Here is a 17878-nt window from a genome sequence, read left to right on the forward strand (position 1 = left end):
GGCGCTCAGCCCTCGTCGGGCAGGGCGCCCGGACGGGCGTAGGTGCGGCCCTTCCAGGCCGCGCCGCGCCCCCGGTAGTGCTGCACCGCGGAGTCGACCGTCATCAGGAGGTACAGGAAGGCGGTGAACGGCAGCAGCGGAGCGAGCCACAGAGGCAGCCGGTAGTACCGCAGCATCGGTGCGTACGTCCCGGCCATCACCAGCCACGCGGCGGCTCCGCACACCGCGGCCGCCGTACCGCCGGCCACCGCGCCCGCGACCACCGCGGCCGGCGGCACCAGATACACCAGCGCCAGGCCGGCGACCGTGCCGGCGAGCAGCAGCGGGTTGTGCCTCAACTGCGCGTAGGCGCTGCGCGAGACCATCCGCCACAGGTCGTGCAGCCGCGGATAAGGGCGCACACTGTCCACGCCGTCGGCCAGCCCCAGCCACACCCGGCCGCCGCTGCCCTTGACCGCCCGGGCGAGGGCCACGTCGTCGATGACCGCGTGCCGGATGGCGTCCGGGATCCGCGCCCGCTCGGCGGCGTCGGCGCGCAGCAGCACGCACCCGCCCGCGGCGGCCGCCGTCCGCGTCGCCCGCTTCCCGGCGCGCTCCTTGCCGATCCGCCGGAACGGGTACAGCTGCGCGAAGAAGTAGACGAAGGCCGGCACCACGAGCCGCTCCCACGCGCTCTCGACCCGCAGCCGGGCCATCTGCGAGACGACGTCGAAACCACCGGTACGGGCCGCGGCCACCAGCTGCCGCAGGCTGTCCGGCGCGTGGGCGATGTCCGCGTCCGTCAGCAGCAGGTACTCGGGCTCGCGCGCGCGTGCCAGGTGGATGCCGTGCCGCACCGCCCAGAGCTTGCCCGTCCAGCCCGCCGGCGGCTCTCCGGGGGAGGCCACGGTGAGCGCGAGGCCGTCCCGGCGCCCGGCCAGGTCGCGCGCCAGGTCACCGGTGCCGTCCGTGCTGCCGTCGTCGATCAGGAAGACCTCCGCCCGCCCCGGATAGTCCTGGGCGAGCAGCGACGGCAGGCTCGCCGGCAGGACCCCCGCCTCGTCGCGCGCCGGGACGACGACGCACACCGGCGGCCACACGTCCGGCTCCGCGCGGTCGGGCAGCCTGACGTCCGTACGCCAGAAGAAGCCCTGGGCGAGCAGCAGCCACAGCCAGGCGGCGAGGGACAGGGCGGATACGACGGTCACGACGGAAGTCCACACATCGGCGCTCACGTGCGCAGTCTGCCCCACGACGCGGCGCGCGAAGGCCCATCGTCTATCGTGGCCTGGTGAAGATCGCGCTCATGGACTCCGGAATCGGTCTGCTGGCGGCCACCGCTGCGGTACGGCGCCTGCGGCCGGACGCCGATCTCATCCTCTCCCTGGACCCCGACGGCATGCCCTGGGGCCCGCGGACCCCCGAAGATCTCACCGGCCGGGCCCTGGCCGTCGCCGAGGCCGCCGCCGCGCACCGGCCGGAGGCCCTGATCGTCGGCTGCAACACGGCCACTGTGCACGCGCTGCCCACGCTGCGGGCCCGCTTCGAACCCGGCCTTCCGGTCATCGGCACCGTCCCCGCGATCAAGCCCGCCGCCGCCGGCGGCGGCCCCGTGGCGATCTGGGCGACGCCCGCCACCACCGGCAGCCCCTACCAGCGCGGACTCATCGAGGAGTTCGCCGTCGGCACGCCCGTCACCGAGGTGCCCTGCCACGGTCTCGCCGAGGCCGTCGAGCACGCGGACGAGACGGCGATCACCGACGCCGTGGCCGCCGCCGCCGCGCTGACGCCCGAGGACGTGACGACCGTCGTCCTGGGCTGCACCCACTACGAACTCGTCGCCGAACGCATCCGCGCCGCCGTGCAGCGCCCCGGCTCCCCGCGCCTCGTCCTGCACGGCTCCGCCGGCGCGGTCGCCGCGCAGGCGCTGCGCCGGATCGGTGCCCGGCCCGACCCCGGGGCCCCGGCCGCGGGCACCCTCACCGTGCTGCTGAGCGGACGCGAGGGCGCCCTGCCCGAGACCGCGACGGCCTACGAGGAAGGCCGGCTGCTGCGCACGGTCACGCCGGCCCGCTGACCGGGGCCGCACGCCCGCTCGGCCCAGTCACCCTGCGCGACGAGGTAGCCGCGCAGCGAAACATGAGTAACCTCATATCCATGAGGCATCGCCCCGGCGAGAGCACCCCCGCCCCGGACGTCTGGACCGGACGTGCCACCAACCGCGTCCAGTGGTTCCTGGCGCTCATCGGCGTCGCCTGCGTGGCACTCGGCATCGCGCTGGCCGTCGACTCGGCCTGGGAGTCCGGCATCGCCCCGCTGGCCATGGCCGTCGTCGGCTGCATCGCGGCCGGACTGCTCGTGCTCTTCGGCACGCTGGCGTTCGTGCACGTCGCGCTGAGAGTCGACGAGGAGTGCCTGGAAGTGCGCTGCGGCCATATCGGCGTGCCCCGCCGGCGCATCCCCCTCTCGCACGTCGTCGGAGCCGAGTTCACCCCGCACGTCACCCCGCGCCACTGGGGCGGCTGGGGCTACCGCTGGCGACCGGAGAAGGGCACCGCCGTCGTCGTACGGCGTGGCGAGGGCCTGATCCTGCGGCTGTGGGACGGCCACACCTTCACCGTCACCGTGGACGACGCGGAAGCGGCCGTCCAGGTCATCAAGGAGCGCCTCCGCCCGAAGACCCCGGGCCCCGCGACGCACTGAGGCCGCCGAGGCGCAACGGACTCCGCTCCCGCCGGCACGGGCCGCCGCGCCCGAGGCACTCGTCCCGTCTCCCCACCCACGGCGTGCCTGTCCGACGGGGAGTCGCCCGCGCGTCACCGGAACGCCCGGCGAGCCCGCTGCCCCGTCCCCGGCACAGCCGTCGATGGCTCGTCGGCGAGGGGGCGGGCCGTGGCGAGCCCCGCGAGCAGTCCCGCGCCCACCGACACGGCGGTGAAGCTCAGTGCGTTGCCCACCGAGGCGATGGCAGCCAGCCCGGTGAGCGCCACCCCCGCGGTCAGCACGAGCGGCGTCGGACGCGGCGAGCGCCAGAGCGCGTACAGCACCCAGCCGAAGGCCGCTCCCAGCAGGACGACGCCGACGACGCCCTGTTCGGCGGCCTGCTGCCAGGCCGCCGAGTGGGGCCTGCCGTCGGACACCGCCGACTGCCCGGCCGTCGGACTCAGCTCACCGAAACGCCCCGGGCCCACGCCGAGAACGGCGTCCTCGCGCAGCAGGTCCAGCGCGTCGCCCCAGAGCAGGACACGGGCGGAGGACAGCCGTCCCTCCAACGGCACGGCGAGACCGCCCGGCACGGCCCCCGCCGCGACCGCCCAGGTCAGCACGGTCACCAGGCCCGCCACCAGACCCAGCCCGGAGAGCGCGGCACCGCGGCGGCGGATGCGGCCGGCGCCGAGCGAGCACAGCAGTACCACCGCACAGGCCACGCAACCGGCGGCCGAGCCCAGGACGGCCGCGGTCACGGCGATCCCCGCGGCCAGCAGACGCAGCACCAGCCGCACGGCCGGCACCGGACTGGCCCAGGCCCCGCAGCACGCCGCACCCGCCGACAGGACCAGCAGGGCCGCGGTGGCACCGGCGTGCCCGAGCGGCACGGTGATCCGCGGCCCGGTGACCAGACACGGAACGGCCACCGTCAGAGCGGCACCGGCGAGCCCCGCGGCACAGGGAGCGGCGACCGGCAGGAGCGCACCGCAGATCCGCCCCACGGCGTAGCCGGCGGCCACCGCCAGCACCGCGAGCAGCACCCCCTCCGGACGCCCGTCGCGCGCGGCGGCCGTGATCAGCGACCAGGACGCACACGCCCCGAGGATCACCACGCCCGCCGCGTCCGACCCGCTCCGTCTCGTGCCGTCCGCCGCCGCAACGGCCGCGGACTCCCGCCCCCTCGCGCCCACCATGCCCCCCGCCCGTGTCGCCCCCGACCTCGACGGGCCCCGGCGCCCGGACGACAGGACCGGACGACTGAGGCTCCGGCACACCGTAACGGCTGGTCGGCGGATTGGGGACGGCTCGGCGGCCGGTTGTGCCGAAACGATGCGGCACCCGCCACCCGGGGCCCACCGGCCCCCACGAACCATGCTGTCGGCGGCGAAGTCACGCGCCGTACACTCCGGGGCGTGACCGTCACCGCAACCACCGTCGGCGAGCCGGACCGGCTGAAGCCGCAGGCCGCACCCGCCTCGCGCCTCGCCGCGCGGCTCACGCGCCTGTATCCGGCCGCCGCAGCCGCGCTCTCCGGCGTGCTGCTCTACGTCAGCTTCCCGCCGCGCACCCTGTGGTGGCTGGCCCTGCCCGCCTTCGCCGTCTTCGGCGCGGTGCTGCGCGGCCGGAGCTGGAAGGCGGGCCTCGGTCTCGGCTACCTGTTCGGCCTCGGCTTCCTGCTGCCCCTGCTGGTGTGGACCGGTGTGGAGGTCGGCCCCGGCCCCTGGCTCGCCCTGGTCGTCATCGAGGCGATCTTCGTCGCGCTGGTCGGGGCGGGCATCGCCGCGGTGTCGAGGCTCCCGGCGTGGCCGGTGTGGGCGGCGGCCGTGTGGACAGCCGGAGAGGCCGCACGCGCGCGCGTCCCCTTCCACGGCTTCCCCTGGGGGAAGATCGCTTTCGGACAGGCCGACGGCGTGTTCCTGCCGCTCGCCGCGGTCGGCGGTACACCGGTCCTCGGCTTCGCGGTCGTCCTGTGCGGCTTCGGCCTGAGCGAGACCGCCCGCCTGGCCGTCGGGGCACGCCGCACCGGCGCCGTACGGCGGGGGGCGGCGGCAGCGGCCCTGCTCGGCGTGGCCGTACCCGTCGTGGGCGCCGTGGCCGCCCGGCCGCTGGTCACCGACGAGGCGGAGGACGGCACCGCGACCGTCGCCGTCATCCAGGGCAACGTGCCGCGCGCCGGCCTCGACTTCAACGCTCAGCGCCGCGCCGTACTCGACCACCACGCGCGCGAGACGGAACGCCTGGCCGCCGAGGTCAAGGCGGGCAAGGCCGACCGCCCCGACTTCGTGCTCTGGCCGGAGAACTCCTCCGACATCGACCCCTTCGCCAACGCCGACGCGCGCTACGTCATCGACCGGGCCGCCAAGGCGATCGGCGTGCCCATCTCGGTCGGCGGTGTCGTCGAACGCGACGGCAAGCTCCTCAACGAGCAGATCCTGTGGGACCCGGACAAGGGCCCCACGGACACCTACGACAAACGGCAGATCCAGCCCTTCGGCGAGTACCTGCCGCTGCGCTCGATGATCGGGGCGATCAACGACGAGTGGACCTCCATGGTCAGCCGGGACTTCAGCCGCGGCACCGAGCCCGGCGTCTTCACCATGGCCGGCACCGAGGTCGGCCTGGTCACCTGCTACGAGGCCGCCTTCGACTGGGCCGTGCGCTCCGAGGTCACCGACGGCGCCCAGCTGATCTCCGTGCCCAGCAACAACGCGACCTTCGACCGCAGCGAGATGACCTACCAGCAGCTCGCGATGTCCCGCATCCGCGCCGTCGAGCACAGCCGGACCGTCACCGTGCCGGTGACCAGCGGCGTCAGCGCCGTCATCATGCCGGACGGCCGGATCACCCAGAGGACCGGCATGTTCGTCGCGGACTCCCTGGTCCAGGAGGTGCCGCTGCGTTCCTCCGAGACCCCCGCCACCCGGTGGGGCGTGTGGCCGGAGATCGCCCTCGTGCTCGTCGCGGCCGGCGGGCTCGGCTGGGCCGTCGGCGCCGGTGTGCGCGGGTGGCGCGCCCGTGACGTGTGACCGTCCGCCCGCCGCACGCCCCGCGACCTCGCAGGGAGCGGCCCGCCCGGCCCGTTAGGGTCGGGCGCATGCCTACCCCCGACTTCATCCGCGACCTGCGCGCTTCTGCCGGACACCAGCTGCTGTGGCTCCCCGGAGTCACCGCCGTCGTCTTCGACGAGGAGGGGAGGGTGCTGCTGGGCCGGCGGGCCGACAACCGGCGCTGGTCGCTGATCGGGGGCATCCCGGAACCCGGGGAGCAGCCCGCGGCCTGCGCCGTGCGCGAGGTGGAGGAGGAGACCGCCGTCCGGTGCGTCGTCGAGCGGCTCGTCCTCGTCCAGGCACTCAGCCCGGTGACGTACGAGAACGGCGACGTCTGCCAGTTCATGGACGTCACCTTCCGCTGCAAGGCGGTCGGCGGCGAGGCCCGGGTCAACGACGACGAGTCGCTGGACGTGGGCTGGTTCGCGGTCGACGCCCTGCCGGATCTCGGGGAGTTCGGGCAGTCCCGGATCAAGCAGGCACTGTCCGACGCACCCACATGGTTCGACCCCACTGGTTCTGTCTGAACTATGGGGCGTGCCCACATGGGGCGCGGGGTGGGCCCTGCCTAGGGTCGGGACATGACCTCGCCCAGTGTCCTCCCGGCCCCCCACGCCTCCCCGCTCGACCTCGGCGGCCGCACCGCCCTCGTCACCGGTGCCGCCGGCGGCATCGGCCGCGCCTGCGCGCTGCGGCTCGCCGCCGCCGGGGCCAAGGTCAGAGCGGTCGACCGGGACGCCACGGGGCTGGACGCGCTCGCCGAGCTCGCCGTGGACCTCACCGGAACCGTCGAACCGCACGTCCTGGACCTGACCGACCTGGACGCCGCCGAACACGCGGCCGCCGGCACCGACGTCCTCGTCAACAACGCCGGGCTGCAGATGGTGCGCCCTCTGGAGGAGTTCCCGCCGGACGTCTTCCACACGGTGCTCACCGTCATGCTGGAGGCCCCCTTCCGCCTGATCCGCGGCGCCCTGCCCCACATGTACGGGCAGGGCTGGGGCCGCATCGTGAACATCTCCTCCGTGCACGGACTGCGCGCCTCCGCCTACAAGGCGGCCTACGTGTCCGCCAAGCACGGACTGGAGGGCCTGTCGAAGACCGCCGCCCTGGAGGGGGCCGCCCACGGCGTCACCTCCAACTGCGTGAACCCCTCCTACGTACGCACCCCGCTCGTGGAGAAGCAGATCACCGACCAGGCCCGGGCGCACGGCATCCCCGAGGAGCAGGTGCTGTCCGACGTACTGCTGCGCGACAGCGCGCTGCGGCGGCTCATCGAACCGGAGGAGGTCGCCGAGGCCGTGGCGTACCTGTGCGGCCCGCAGGCGTCCTTCGTCACCGGCACGTCCCTCGTCCTGGACGGCGGCTGGACCGCGCACTGAGCGGGACGACGATGCGCGTTCCGAACGGCGCGATGCGCCCGGCGGCCCGGGTTTTCCACAGGGCTGCCGGGACGACCGTGCGATGGGGAATCCTGTGAGCATGTCCCGCGATCACGCGCAGTCCGCCGAGCGCCCCGTCCGCGATGCCGCGGCGCCGGTGCTCCCTGCGGCGCCCGCCGGCGCCGAGACGCCCTTCCTGGAACTGCTGGCCAGGGGGGCCTCCGCCGACGCCTACGAGCAGCCGGTGCTCCTCGCCCGCGCGGAGGGCGGACCGGCCGAGCGGATCGCCGCGCTGGAGCGGGCCAAGCTCCTCGCGCTGCGCGTGCGCTCCGAGCTGGAGGGCCGGCGCAGGCGCGAGGCCGAACTGTCGGCACTGTTCGAGACGGCCCACGACCTCGCCGGGCTGCGCGACCTGGACGCCGTACTGCGCGCGATCGTGCAGCGGGCCCGCTCGCTGCTCGGCACGGACGTGGCCTACCTCAGCCTCAACGACCCGGCACGCGGCGACACCTACATGCGCGTCACCGAGGGCTCGGTCGCCGCCCGCTTCCAGCAGCTGAGGCTCGGCATGGGGGAGGGGCTCGGCGGCCTCGTCGCCCAGACCGCCCGGCCCTATGTCACCGACGACTACTTCAAGGACGCCCGTTTCCAGCACACCCGCACCATCGACACGGGCGTACGGGACGAGGGCCTCGTCGCGATCCTGGGCGTCCCGCTGATGCTCGGGCACCACGTCATCGGCGTGCTGTTCGCGGCGGACCGGCGCGCCCGGGTGTTCGAGCGGGAGCAGATCGCCCTGCTCGGTTCCTTCGCGGCCCTCGCTGCGGCGGCCATCGACACCGCCAACCTGCTCGCGGAGACCCGCTCGGCCCTCGCCGAGCTGGAGCGGGCCAACGAGATCATCAAGGACCGCAGCGGCGTCATCGAACGCGCCTCCGACGTCCACGACCGGCTCGCCGAGCTGGTCCTGCGCGGCGGCGGCGTCCACGACGTGGCCGCCGCGGTCTCCCAGGTCCTGGCCGGCACCGTCGAGTTCACCGAGGCCGCCGCGGCACCCGCCCGGGCCCTGGAGACGTCCCGCGCGGAAGGACACGCGGTGCGGCACGACGACGACTGGATCGCCGCCGTCACCGCCGGCGGCGAACTGCTCGGCGCCCTGGTCCTGCGCGGACATCCCGGACTCGACCCCGTGGACCAGCTCACCCTGGAGCGGGCCGCGATGGTCACCTCCCTGCTGCTGCTCGCCCGGCGCTCCGCCGCCGAGGCCGAACAGCGGGTGCGCGGCGAACTGCTGGACGACCTCCTCGACGCCCGCGACCGCGACCCGCGCCTGCTGCGCGAACGCGCCCGGCGGCTGCACGCCGACCTCGACGCCACGCACGTCGTCCTCGCCGCCCGACTCGACGCCACCGCGCCCGACGCCGACCAGGAGGCGGACGCACGCCGACGCCTGTGGGCCGCGGCCTCCCACCTAGCCGCGACCCGGCACGGCCTGGCCGCCGCCCGGGACGGCGGCACCGTCCTGCTGCTGCCCCTCGACGCCCAGGACGGTGCCACGGAGCTGGCCCGCCGTACCGCACGGGACCTGGGCACCGCCGTCCACGAGGCCGTCACCGTCGGCGCCTCCGCACCCGTCGAGGACCTCGCCGCCCGCCCCGAGACCGTGGCCGCCGCCTACCACGAGGCCAGGCGCTGCCTGGACGCCCTGCGGTTGCTGAGCCGCTCCGGGGACGGCGCCGCCGCCGAGGACTTCGGTTTCCTGGGGCTGCTCCTGGCCGGCGACCGGGACATAGCCGGTTTCGTCGACCGCACCATCGGCCAGGTCGTGGACTACGACGAGCGACGCGGTACCGAACTGCTGCGCACCCTCGACGCGTACTTCGCCTGCGGCATGAGCCCCGCACGCACCAAGGACGAGCTCCACGTCCACGTGAACACGGTCGCGCAGCGCCTCGAACGCGTCGCCCGCCTCCTCGGCGACGACTGGCAGAGCCCCGCCCGCACGCTGGAGATACAACTGGCCCTGCGACTGCACCGGTTGTCGGCCCCGGCGCAGCGCTGACCCCCGCACGCGGGGGCGTACGGGGGCCGGCGGCGCGGCAGTCAGGCGGTACGCGCACCGGTGGGGCGGGAGCCGGCCTGCTCCTCGGCACCCTCCTCCGCGGACGTGACGTCGGTGAGATCCCGGTGGCGGGTCTCCTTGGCCACGCCCACGGCGACCAGTGTGATCAGTACCGCGGTGATGACGTAGAGGGAGATGAACGTCGAGCTGTTGTACTCGTTCAGCAGCGCGGTGGCGATCAGCGGCGCGGGGGCGCCTGCCGCGACCGACGCGAACTGGGCGCCGATGGAGGCACCGGAGTAGCGCATCCGGGTCGCGAACATCTCGGAGAAGAAGGCCGCCTGGGGCGCGTACATCGCGCCGTGCAGCACCAGGCCCACGGTCACCGCGAGGAGGAGGCTCCCGAAGTGCCCGGAGTCGATGAGCATGAAGAAGGGGAACATCCACAGCCCGACGCCGGCCGCCCCCAGCAGGTACACGGGACGGCGTCCGATCCGGTCCGACAGCGCACCCCAGGCCGGGATGACCGCGAAGTGCACGGCCGAGGCGATCAGCACCGCGTTGAGCGCCGTCTGCTTGGAGACGTCGGCCGCGGTGGTGGCGTAGACGAGGATGAAGGCCGTGATGACGTAGTAGCTGATGTTCTCCGCCATCCGCGCGCCCATCGCGATCAGCACGTCACGCCAGTGGTGCCGCAGCACGGCGACCAGCGGAAGCGGCTCGGCGTCCGCCTTGCGCGCCTCCGCCTGCGCCAACGCCTGCTTGAAGACGGGGGATTCGTCGACGGACAGACGGATCCACAGACCGACCATGACCAGGACGCCGGACAGCAGGAACGGTATCCGCCAGCCCCAGCTGGTGAACGCGGCGTCCGACAGCACCGCCGTCAGCAGCGACAGCACACCGGTCGCCAGCAACTGCCCGGCCGGCGCTCCGGTCTGCGGCCACGAAGCCCAGAACCCGCGGCGCCGGGCGTCCCCGTGCTCGGACACCAGCAGCACGGCACCACCCCACTCGCCGCCGAGCGCGAACCCCTGCACGAGCCGCAGCACGGTCAGCAGCACGGGAGCGGCCGTGCCGACGGTGGCGTGCGTCGGCAGCAGACCGATCGCGAAGGTGGCCCCGCCCATCATCAGCAGGCTCAGCACCAGCAGCTTCTTGCGCCCGAGCCGGTCACCGTAGTGCCCGAAGACCAGGGCGCCGAGCGGACGGGCGGCGAACCCGACGGCATAGGTCAGGAACGACAGCAGGGTGCCGACCAGTGGGTCGGAGTCCGGGAAGAACAGCTTGTTGAAGACGAGGGCGGCGGCGGAGCCGTAGAGGAAGAAGTCGTACCACTCGATGGTGGTGCCGATGAGGCTGGCGGCGACGATGCGCTTGAGATTGCCGGGTGTCGGGGGAGCGGATGCTGCTGAGGCCATGTGCGCCACTTCCTCGTGTGCGGTGGGGACGGGTACGTGTCGGCACACCGTAGGAAGCCGCAGGTCAGGGGCACATGTGGCGGGGCACCATAGTTCGGTGGCCGGCTATAAGCGCGGCCACCATGCCGACGCACGCACCTGCGGAGCGTCGAGCGGTCCCGCTCTCCGCGCCGCCGACACCCTCGGCTCACTGCACCCCGTCCGGGGCACTGTGGCGTGTGAGGCGGAAGAGCTCGCCGCAGGAGCATCGTGAGAACGGAGAGACGCGACCGAGGCGGTCGAGCTGTCGCCGGCCTGACGGCAGTCGTCGATCTTCGCCGTGCCGGACCCGTCGGCCCGGGGCAAGTGGCATCGGTGCGGTGGGAGGGGGAAGGATGAGCGTCCATGAGCAAGCCACCCGCATCCGTCCGGCTCGCAGACGCCGCGTTCGCCCTCTTCGACGAGCGTGGTTACGAGCAGACGACCGTCGACGACATCGCCGAACGCGCCGGGGTCGGACGTACGACGTTCTTCCGGCACTACCGGTCCAAGGAAGACGTGATCTTTCCTGACCACGATCGTCTTCTGGAGCTGATCGGGCGCAGACTGGCGACGTCGAGTGACAGTACCGCTCTGGTCGCCGTGTCGGACGCGGTCCGCCTGGTGCTGCTGCACTACCTGGACGAGGGTGACCTGGCGAGGCGGCGGTACGCCCTCACGAGCAAGGTGGCTGCTCTCAGGGATCGTGAGATCGCCAGTGTGGCCCGCTACCAGCGGCTGTTCCGGGAGTTCATCGCGGACTGGATGGGGGATCCGACGAAGTCGGCGTCGCTGAAGGCCGAGCTCATGGCCGCGGCCGTGGTCGCCGCCCACAATCATGTGCTGCGCCGATGGCTGCGCGGCGAGTCGTCCGATCCGGTGGCCGAGGTCGACGAGGCGATGCGTGAGGTCCTCGCCCTCTTTCCGGCCCGCCCTTCCGCGGCGGAGTCCGGCGGCACGACCGTCGTCGCGTTCAGGACCGGGCAGGACATCGACGCGCTGCTGCCCGCGCTGCGGCAACTCGTGGAGGGCGGCGCCGGGCGGTAGGCGTCCGGGGTGTTCTGCGGTGAGCGGCGGTGGCCCTTGAGGGCGCCGCCGCTCACTCGTGTGCGACCGGCGGCACGGCGCGACGAGGCCGCGCGTAGTTCCGGCGTACGACCGCCGCAGGGACTGAGTTCTTTACTGATGGTACTGAGTACCATACTGTGGTGTCGTGCACGGTGGAGGGGGACCGCGCACATGCGTGCACGGTGCGCCGAGCACGCTGGATTTCCGGCTCGGTGCAGGGAGTTGATCAGCGTGTACCACTGCCCAGGTGACCTCGTCCGCTCGCCGGCCGGCTCTGCGACCGGTCTTCTGGTGTCGGCGTCCCGCGAGCCGGAGGCCTTGTGCTTCCAGCGCTGCACGTGGTGCGGCACCGCCGCGTACCAACGGTTGCTGTGTCCGGTCTGCCGGGGCAGCGATCTGCGCACCGAGTGCAGTGAGGGTGTCGGCGTCGTCCGCCACACCACGGTGGTTCATCGCAACACCCCGACAGCGCGCAATGTGTCCCTGGTCGAGATGAGCGAGGGCTTCGTGGTGCGCGGCCGGGTCATGGGTCCGCTCATCGGCATCCACAGCGGCGACCGGGTACGGCTGTCGACGCTCACGGACCCGGTGCGGGACGAGCCGGTCTTCCAGCGCCTCGACGCGGCGTACCGGGTCTGAACCTGAGGGACCGCCGAGGCGAGCCGTGCGACGTGCCGTCCGCGGGTTCCGCTCCGGGACGAGGCCGAGACGGTCAGCCGGTCGCCGCCGAAGGCGACTGCCCCGCACGGACCAGGAGCGACGCGATGAAGACTGGACCGGCATCCGCGCCCCCGGCACCCTCGTCGCTCTCCTGGGCCCTCCGGTGCACTGCACCGAGGAGCGCCCCCTGTCACCGTCACCCGCACCGCCACCGGCTTCATCGGCGCTCCGCCGATCTGCGCCGCGCTGACCGACACCGGTCATCTCGACGTAGCCCACCGGCTGTTGGCCCAGACGGCGTGCCCCTCCTGGGTCTACCCAACGGGTACAGACCGGCAGTGCGCTGTGCGCACCCGAGGCAGCCATCGTCGGGACGGAGACCCCCTGCAGACGCGGTCATAGGTTGCGCCTATGCGGGGCATCGATTTTTGGTCGTGGACCTCCCCGCTTGTGACCGGCTTCACTGACCCGTTAGTTAGGGCGGTGCCGGTCGGGCCCGGCGCCGCAGGCATCACCCCCGCAGCCGTCCGTACCGGACTTCTCGTGGCGCGTCGGTGGTGCTCAGCCGTGCCTGGATGGAGGTTGCAATGACGCACACCCCGGACGAAGCCGTGGGCGGCACCGACGTGGTGCGGGCCAAGCCCTGGTACCGACAGCTCTACGTGCAGGTGCTGGTGGCCATCGTCGTCGGCATCGTGCTCGGCTGGCGGTGGCCGGATCTGGGCACCTCGATGGAGCCGATCGGCACGACGTTCGTCACCGCGATGAAGATGCTGATAGGTCCCATCGTGTTCCTGACGATCATCGGTGGCATCGCCGGGGTCGCCGATCTGAAGAAGGTGGGCCGTACCGGCGTCAAAGCGCTCGCCTACTTCCAGATCGGCACCATCGTGGCCCTCGCCGCCGGCCTGGTGGCGATCAATCTCTTCCCCCTCGGTGAGGGGGTGCACGCGGATGCCGGCGAGCTGGACACCTCGGGAGACGCCGGCCAGTACATCGAGAAGGGCGAGCACCAGCACTGGTGGGAGTTCCTCACCAACCTCGTCCCGCACAGCTTCTTCGGCGCGTTCGTGGAAGGGGACATCCTCCAGGTCATCTTCCTCGCCGTGATCTTCGGTATCGCGTTGAAAGTGGTGGGCAAGACCGGTGAGCCGATCATCGCGTCGGTCAACCGTCTGACGGAGGTCGTGTTCAAGGTCCTGTCGTTCGTCATGAAGGCGGCCCCGCTCGGCGCCTTCGGAGCCATGGCCTTCGCGATCGGCAAGTTCGGCCTCTCCACCCTGACGAGCCTCGGATCGCTGATCCTGCTCTTCTACGTCACGTCGATCCTCTTCGTGGTGGTCGTGCTCGGCGCCGTGCTGGCGGCGTACGTGAAGCTCAACATCTTCCAGCTGCTGCGGTACTTCAAGGAGGAGCTGCTGCTGGTCCTCGGCACGTCGACGGCCGAACCGGCGCTGCCGGGGCTGATGCGCAAGCTCCAGTTCATGGGGGTCGACCGGCCCACGGTCGGTCTGGTCGTGCCGACCGGTTACAGCTTCAACCTCGACGGGGCGGCGATCTATCTCTCCCTGGCGACGCTCTACATCGCCCAGGCCACCGACACGTCGTTGTCCGTCGGCCAGCAGCTCGGTCTGCTGGCGGTGATGCTGCTGACGTCCAAGGGCGCGGCCGGGGTGGCCGGCGGCGGGTTTATCGCGCTGACCGCGACGCTGTCGACCGTCGGCCACGTCCCCGCCGCGGGCATCATGCTCGTGTTCGGCATCGACAAGTTCATGTCCGAGTGCCGCGCCCTGGTCAACTTCTGCGGCAACGCCGTCGCCACCCTGTTCGTCGCGCGCTGGGAGAACGGCCTGGATCTCGAACGTGCCCGCGCCGTGCTGGCCGGCCGGCCCGTCGAGAGCCCATCCGGACCGGAGGCGGCAGAGGAGCGGGCCGGGACCGACGGACACAGCCGTGCGACGCCGCTACGGAAGGGCCGAGACGCCGCGGCCATGGAGGAGCGAAGCGCCGACCAGGGGGTTCCGGAACCGCGTCCGGCCGACGACGTCGCTTCCGCCGTACCTCCACGGCCGGTCTGAGCGGCGAACCGGCGACCCCGCCTCGGCCGGAGCGCTCAGCCGCAGGCTCGATAGGCTCCCTCTGTATCAGGGAGTGGAGGGAGCGCCTTGGACGCTCGGCAGCTGCAGTACTTCCTCGCCATCGTGGAGCACGGCGGCTTCAGCAAGGCAGCCGCCGCGCTGCACGTGGCGCAGCCGTCGTTGTCCCAGGCGATGGCCAACCTGGAGGCGGATCTCGGGGTCTCCCTCTTCCACCGCATGGGCCGGGGCGTGGTCCTGAGCGAGGCCGGCGCCCAGCTCCTGGAGCCGAGCCGCCGCGTCCTGCGCGACCTGGACGCCGTACGGGCACGGGCGGCCGACCTGGCCGGACTCGGCCGCGGCACGGTGGAGGTCGCCGCCATGCCGTCACCCGGCATCGAGCCCCTGACCACCCTGATCCACCGGTTCGCCGGACTGCATCCCGCCGTCACGATCAACACCCAGGCCGCCTTCACACCCGAGGAGACCGTCGAACTGGTCCGCAGCGGCGCCTGCGAGCTGGGGCTGCTGGGCGCGGCCCGGCCCGTGTCCGCCCCGGGCATCGACGTCCTGCCGGTGGAGGAGCAGCCGTTCGTGGTCGTGTCCGCGGCCGACGCGGGTTTCGAGGACGGCGACGTCCTGCGCCCCGAGGACCTGGCCGGACACAAGCTGATCGCCTCCCGCCCGGGCAGCCTGATGCGCACCATCGTCGACGACATCACCGCCCGCAGCGGGAGCACGGAGATCGTCGCCGTCGTGGACCACCGCACCTCCATCCTCCCGCTGGTGCTCACCGGCGTGGGCATCGCCGTGCTGCCGGCCGCCTGGACCCGGTTGGCCCGCCGCTGCGGACTGGTGGTCGCCTCCCTCGCGCCGACCGCTCACCTCCACGTCGCGATGATCAGCCTGCCCGACCACCTGACCCCTGGTGCGCGGGCCTTCCTCGACCTCACCCGGGCCCTGGCAGCGCGGCGGGCGGTTGCTCAACGCTGACGGCGCGCACCGGTCGCCGAACCGATCGGTCGTTCCTATGAGTTGTATCGGAAGCACGTCTTGGACGTGCCGCGACACGGGCCTGTTGACTCGAGAACGCATCGGATCAGCACGCGATCACCGTCCGCCCATGCCGGTTGAGCAGGGGCGTTCCCCAGAACCCGGAGGCTCCCCGTGCCCGAGACCCGTACCTTCCGTATCGCGGCCATCCCCGCCGACGGCGTCGGTGCCGAGGTCGTCGCCTCAGGACGCGCCGTCCTGACCGCCCTCGCCGACGCCTCCGACGGAGCCTTCGCCTTCGACTGGGAGGAGTTCCCCTGGGGCAGCGACTACTACGCCCGCACCGGGAAGATGATGGCCGACGACGGCCTGGACCAGCTCAAGGACTTCGACGCCATCTACTTCGGCGCCGTCGGCTGGCCCACCGTCCCCGACCACATCAGCCTGTGGGGACTCAGGCTGAAGATCTGCCAGAGCTTCGACCAGTGGGCCAACGTCCGCCCGGTCCACTTCCTGCCCGGCATCACCAGCCCGCTGCGCAAGGCCGACGACACCGAACTCGACTGGGTCGTCGTCCGCGAGAACAGCGAGGGCGAATACGCCGGCCTCGGCGGACGCAACCTCTCCGGACGCGGACCCGGCGGCGAAGTCGCCGTCCAGTCGGCCCTGTTCACCGAGGTGGGCTGCGAACGCATCATCCGCTTCGCCTTCGACCTCGCGCGCACCCGCGCCCGCCGCAAGGTCTCCTCCGTGACCAAGAGCAACGCCCAGCAGTACGGCATGGTCCTGTGGGACGACGTCTTCAAGCGGGTCGCGGCCGACTACCCCGACGTCGAGACCGAGAGTGTCCTGGTCGACGCGATGTCCGCCAAGTTCGTCCTGCGCCCCGAGGACCTGTCGGTCGTCGTCGCCTCCAACCTCAACGCCGACATCCTCTCCGACCTCGGCAGCGCCCTGGCCGGCAGCCTGGGCCTGGCCGCCAGCGCCAACCTCAACCCCGAGCGCCGCTTCCCCAGCATGTTCGAGCCGGTCCACGGCTCCGCCCCGGACATCGCCGGTCAGGGCCTGGCCAACCCCATCGGCGCGGTCGGCAGCGCCGCCCTCATGCTCGACCACTTCGGCCTGCCCGACCAGGCCTCCCGCCTCGACAAGGCCATCGAGACCGTCACCGGCGCCGGCATCCTGACCCGCGACGTCGGCGGCACGGCCTCCACCGAGGACGTCACCAAGGCCCTCATCGCCGCGCTGGACAATTGAATCGCCGCTTCGACGGCGGCCCTTGAGCGTCCCGGGTGAGTCTCACGTCGCGCCGACGCACCGGGACAGCCGCTGCACAGCGGCCGGACCGCGCCGGACTCCCCCGACCACAGGGGGAGTCCGGCGCGGCTGTGTGCCGACCGGCGTCCTGCCCTTCGTCGCAGCCGAGGCCACCGACTACATCACCGGCCGGACGGTCAACACCGACGGCGGCACGTTCAGGGCGGCCGCCGGAGTCATCGGCGTGGTTCCCGGATGCTGTCGATGATGCGCGTCCAGTTGTCGCTGCCGTGTCCCTTGTTGATCACGCGCTGGTAGTGGGACTGCACGGCCAGGGGGAGCGCGAGGTCGAGGCCGAGTGACGTGCTGGTCTCGACGATGTGGTCGGACGTCGCACCCATCATGGTGACCGTGCTGAGGTCGCCGGGATGCTCTCCGGCATCGAGCGCGGCACCGGGGTGTTCTTCCCCCGCCCGCAGGACGGCGCCGATCGAGTCGGTGAAGAAGAGCAGCTCCGGCAGGGCCTCCCCGGCCTTCATCCCCGCGGTGCCCAGCATCGCGGTGGCGTGCATCAGGCCGGACAAGGTGGTCAGGAACACCGCGAGTTGGGCCTGGTACATCATCTGGGCGAGGCCCGGGTCCGCACCCAGGTACTTCGGCGTTCCGAGCAGTGCCAGCGTCTCCCGGTGATGGGCCATCACCTCGTCGCCGCCGCTGTAGAAGACGTACGCCGCCTCCGTGCCGACCATCGGCGCGGGGACCATGACACCTCCGGTGAGGAAGGCGGCGCCGTGGCCCGTCGCCCAGGCCGCCGCCTCGCGTGTGCGGTCGGGAGTGTCGGAGCTCAGGTTGACCAGCGTTCGGCCGGCGAGCGATTCGGTGGCGGTGCCGAGGATGTCGTACATCGCCTGGTAGTCGGTGAGGCTGAGGATCACGAGGTCACTCGCCTCGACCGCCGCGCCGGGTGCCGGCGCGAGCGTCGCCCCGTCGGCGACGACGCCGTCGGCCCGACCGGCGGTGCGGTTCCAGACGGTGACCCGGTGGCCGGCGGCGAGGAGGGTACGGGTCATCGCCTGCCCCATCGGGCCGAGCCCGATCACGGTGACAGCGCTGTTCTGCCTGGTGGCGCGGTTCTGTTGTTCGTTCACCCCTCCATCCTGGGAGAGCACGACTAGGCTCGGAAGTACCCACTAATTTCTGCGGTACT

Annotated in this window: 16 protein-coding genes; 12 read left to right on the forward strand and 4 right to left on the reverse strand. The window is 72.5% G+C overall.

Annotation, left to right across the window (positions count from 1 at the left end):
• Positions 1 to 5 precede the first annotated feature (5 nt).
• Positions 6 to 1232: a glycosyltransferase gene (locus ACIRG6_RS23420; RefSeq protein ID WP_403324404.1), complete on the reverse strand. Its 1227-nt coding sequence runs from the start codon at positions 1230 to 1232 to the stop codon at positions 6 to 8.
• Positions 1233 to 1270: 38 nt separating this feature from the next.
• On the opposite strand from ACIRG6_RS23420, the gene ACIRG6_RS23425 reads away from it, so the two are divergent.
• Both ACIRG6_RS23425 and ACIRG6_RS23430 read left to right on the forward strand, forming a co-directional pair.
• Positions 1271 to 2056, forward strand: coding sequence for a glutamate racemase (locus ACIRG6_RS23425; protein WP_364684971.1), 786 nt, complete (start codon positions 1271 to 1273; stop codon positions 2054 to 2056).
• Positions 2057 to 2136: 80 nt separating this feature from the next.
• A complete protein-coding gene (locus tag ACIRG6_RS23430) occupies positions 2137 to 2682 on the forward strand; it encodes a hypothetical protein (protein WP_318217402.1) in 546 nt (181 codons plus the stop codon).
• Positions 2683 to 2795: 113 nt separating this feature from the next.
• Here the strand turns inward: ACIRG6_RS23430 and ACIRG6_RS23435 are convergent, their stop codons facing one another.
• The gene (locus tag ACIRG6_RS23435; protein ID WP_403324406.1) at positions 2796 to 3881 is read right to left on the reverse strand and encodes an O-antigen ligase family protein; all 1086 of its coding nucleotides are present in this window, start codon (positions 3879 to 3881) and stop codon (positions 2796 to 2798) included.
• Between the two features lie 219 nt (positions 3882 to 4100).
• Between ACIRG6_RS23435 and lnt the strand changes: the two genes are divergently transcribed.
• The 4 genes from lnt to ACIRG6_RS23455 all read left to right on the forward strand — a co-directional run bounded on the left by lnt (position 4101) and on the right by ACIRG6_RS23455 (position 9179).
• Entirely contained in the window at positions 4101 to 5714 is a 1614-nt protein-coding gene (gene lnt, locus ACIRG6_RS23440; protein WP_403324408.1) for an apolipoprotein N-acyltransferase, read from the forward strand.
• Positions 5715 to 5782: 68 nt separating this feature from the next.
• Positions 5783 to 6262 (forward strand): NUDIX hydrolase, encoded by a 480-nt coding sequence (locus ACIRG6_RS23445; RefSeq protein WP_318217399.1) that lies wholly within the window; start codon positions 5783 to 5785, stop codon positions 6260 to 6262.
• Between the two features lie 54 nt (positions 6263 to 6316).
• The gene (locus ACIRG6_RS23450) at positions 6317 to 7117 is read left to right on the forward strand and encodes a 3-hydroxybutyrate dehydrogenase (protein ID WP_350724815.1); all 801 of its coding nucleotides are present in this window, start codon (positions 6317 to 6319) and stop codon (positions 7115 to 7117) included.
• Between the two features lie 100 nt (positions 7118 to 7217).
• On the forward strand, positions 7218 to 9179 hold the full coding sequence (locus tag ACIRG6_RS23455; RefSeq protein ID WP_403324410.1) for a helix-turn-helix domain-containing protein: 1962 nt from the start codon (positions 7218 to 7220) through the stop codon (positions 9177 to 9179).
• Positions 9180 to 9220: 41 nt separating this feature from the next.
• Here the strand turns inward: ACIRG6_RS23455 and ACIRG6_RS23460 are convergent, their stop codons facing one another.
• Positions 9221 to 10600: an MFS transporter gene (locus tag ACIRG6_RS23460; protein WP_403324413.1), complete on the reverse strand. Its 1380-nt coding sequence runs from the start codon at positions 10598 to 10600 to the stop codon at positions 9221 to 9223.
• A 384-nt stretch (positions 10601 to 10984) separates the two neighbouring features.
• Between ACIRG6_RS23460 and ACIRG6_RS23465 the strand changes: the two genes are divergently transcribed.
• The 6 genes from ACIRG6_RS23465 (at position 10985) to ACIRG6_RS23490 (ending at position 16671) form a co-directional block, all read left to right on the forward strand.
• Entirely contained in the window at positions 10985 to 11665 is a 681-nt protein-coding gene (locus ACIRG6_RS23465) for a TetR/AcrR family transcriptional regulator (protein WP_364685162.1), read from the forward strand.
• A 252-nt stretch (positions 11666 to 11917) separates the two neighbouring features.
• On the forward strand, positions 11918 to 12325 hold the full coding sequence (locus ACIRG6_RS23470) for a Zn-ribbon domain-containing OB-fold protein (RefSeq protein WP_403324416.1): 408 nt from the start codon (positions 11918 to 11920) through the stop codon (positions 12323 to 12325).
• Between the two features lie 189 nt (positions 12326 to 12514).
• A complete protein-coding gene (locus ACIRG6_RS23475; protein ID WP_403324450.1) occupies positions 12515 to 12748 on the forward strand; it encodes an alpha-L-rhamnosidase-related protein in 234 nt (77 codons plus the stop codon).
• Between the two features lie 185 nt (positions 12749 to 12933).
• Positions 12934 to 14424, forward strand: coding sequence for a C4-dicarboxylate transporter DctA (dctA, locus tag ACIRG6_RS23480; RefSeq protein WP_403324418.1), 1491 nt, complete (start codon positions 12934 to 12936; stop codon positions 14422 to 14424).
• 87 nt (positions 14425 to 14511) lie between these two features.
• Entirely contained in the window at positions 14512 to 15414 is a 903-nt protein-coding gene (locus tag ACIRG6_RS23485) for a LysR family transcriptional regulator (RefSeq protein WP_364685156.1), read from the forward strand.
• 174 nt (positions 15415 to 15588) lie between these two features.
• Positions 15589 to 16671 (forward strand): tartrate dehydrogenase, encoded by a 1083-nt coding sequence (locus ACIRG6_RS23490; protein WP_364685154.1) that lies wholly within the window; start codon positions 15589 to 15591, stop codon positions 16669 to 16671.
• Between the two features lie 236 nt (positions 16672 to 16907).
• On the opposite strand, the gene ACIRG6_RS23495 is transcribed toward ACIRG6_RS23490, so the two are convergent.
• Positions 16908 to 17819 carry an NAD(P)-dependent oxidoreductase gene (locus ACIRG6_RS23495; protein WP_364685152.1) on the reverse strand — a complete coding sequence of 304 codons (912 nt, stop codon included), beginning with the start codon at positions 17817 to 17819 and terminating at the stop codon, positions 16908 to 16910.
• Between the last annotated feature and the right edge of the window lie 59 nt (positions 17820 to 17878).

Origin of the sequence: Streptomyces flaveolus (assembly GCF_044765825.1) — a bacterium.
In the GTDB taxonomy this organism is placed as follows: Bacteria; Actinomycetota; Actinomycetes; order Streptomycetales; family Streptomycetaceae; genus Streptomyces; species Streptomyces flaveolus.

Coding starts and splice junctions, on each gene's coding strand:
- ACIRG6_RS23430 (WP_318217402.1), top strand. CDS start 2,137: ATGAGGCATCGCCCCGGCGAGAGCACCCCCGCCCCGGACGTCTGGACC.
- ACIRG6_RS23435 (WP_403324406.1), bottom strand. CDS start 3,881: ATGGTGGGCGCGAGGGGGCGGGAGTCCGCGGCCGTTGCGGCGGCGGAC.
- ACIRG6_RS23445 (WP_318217399.1), top strand. CDS start 5,783: ATGCCTACCCCCGACTTCATCCGCGACCTGCGCGCTTCTGCCGGACAC.
- ACIRG6_RS23450 (WP_350724815.1), top strand. CDS start 6,317: ATGACCTCGCCCAGTGTCCTCCCGGCCCCCCACGCCTCCCCGCTCGAC.
- ACIRG6_RS23455 (WP_403324410.1), top strand. CDS start 7,218: ATGTCCCGCGATCACGCGCAGTCCGCCGAGCGCCCCGTCCGCGATGCC.
- ACIRG6_RS23460 (WP_403324413.1), bottom strand. CDS start 10,600: ATGGCCTCAGCAGCATCCGCTCCCCCGACACCCGGCAATCTCAAGCGC.
- ACIRG6_RS23465 (WP_364685162.1), top strand. CDS start 10,985: ATGAGCAAGCCACCCGCATCCGTCCGGCTCGCAGACGCCGCGTTCGCC.
- dctA (WP_403324418.1), top strand. CDS start 12,934: ATGACGCACACCCCGGACGAAGCCGTGGGCGGCACCGACGTGGTGCGG.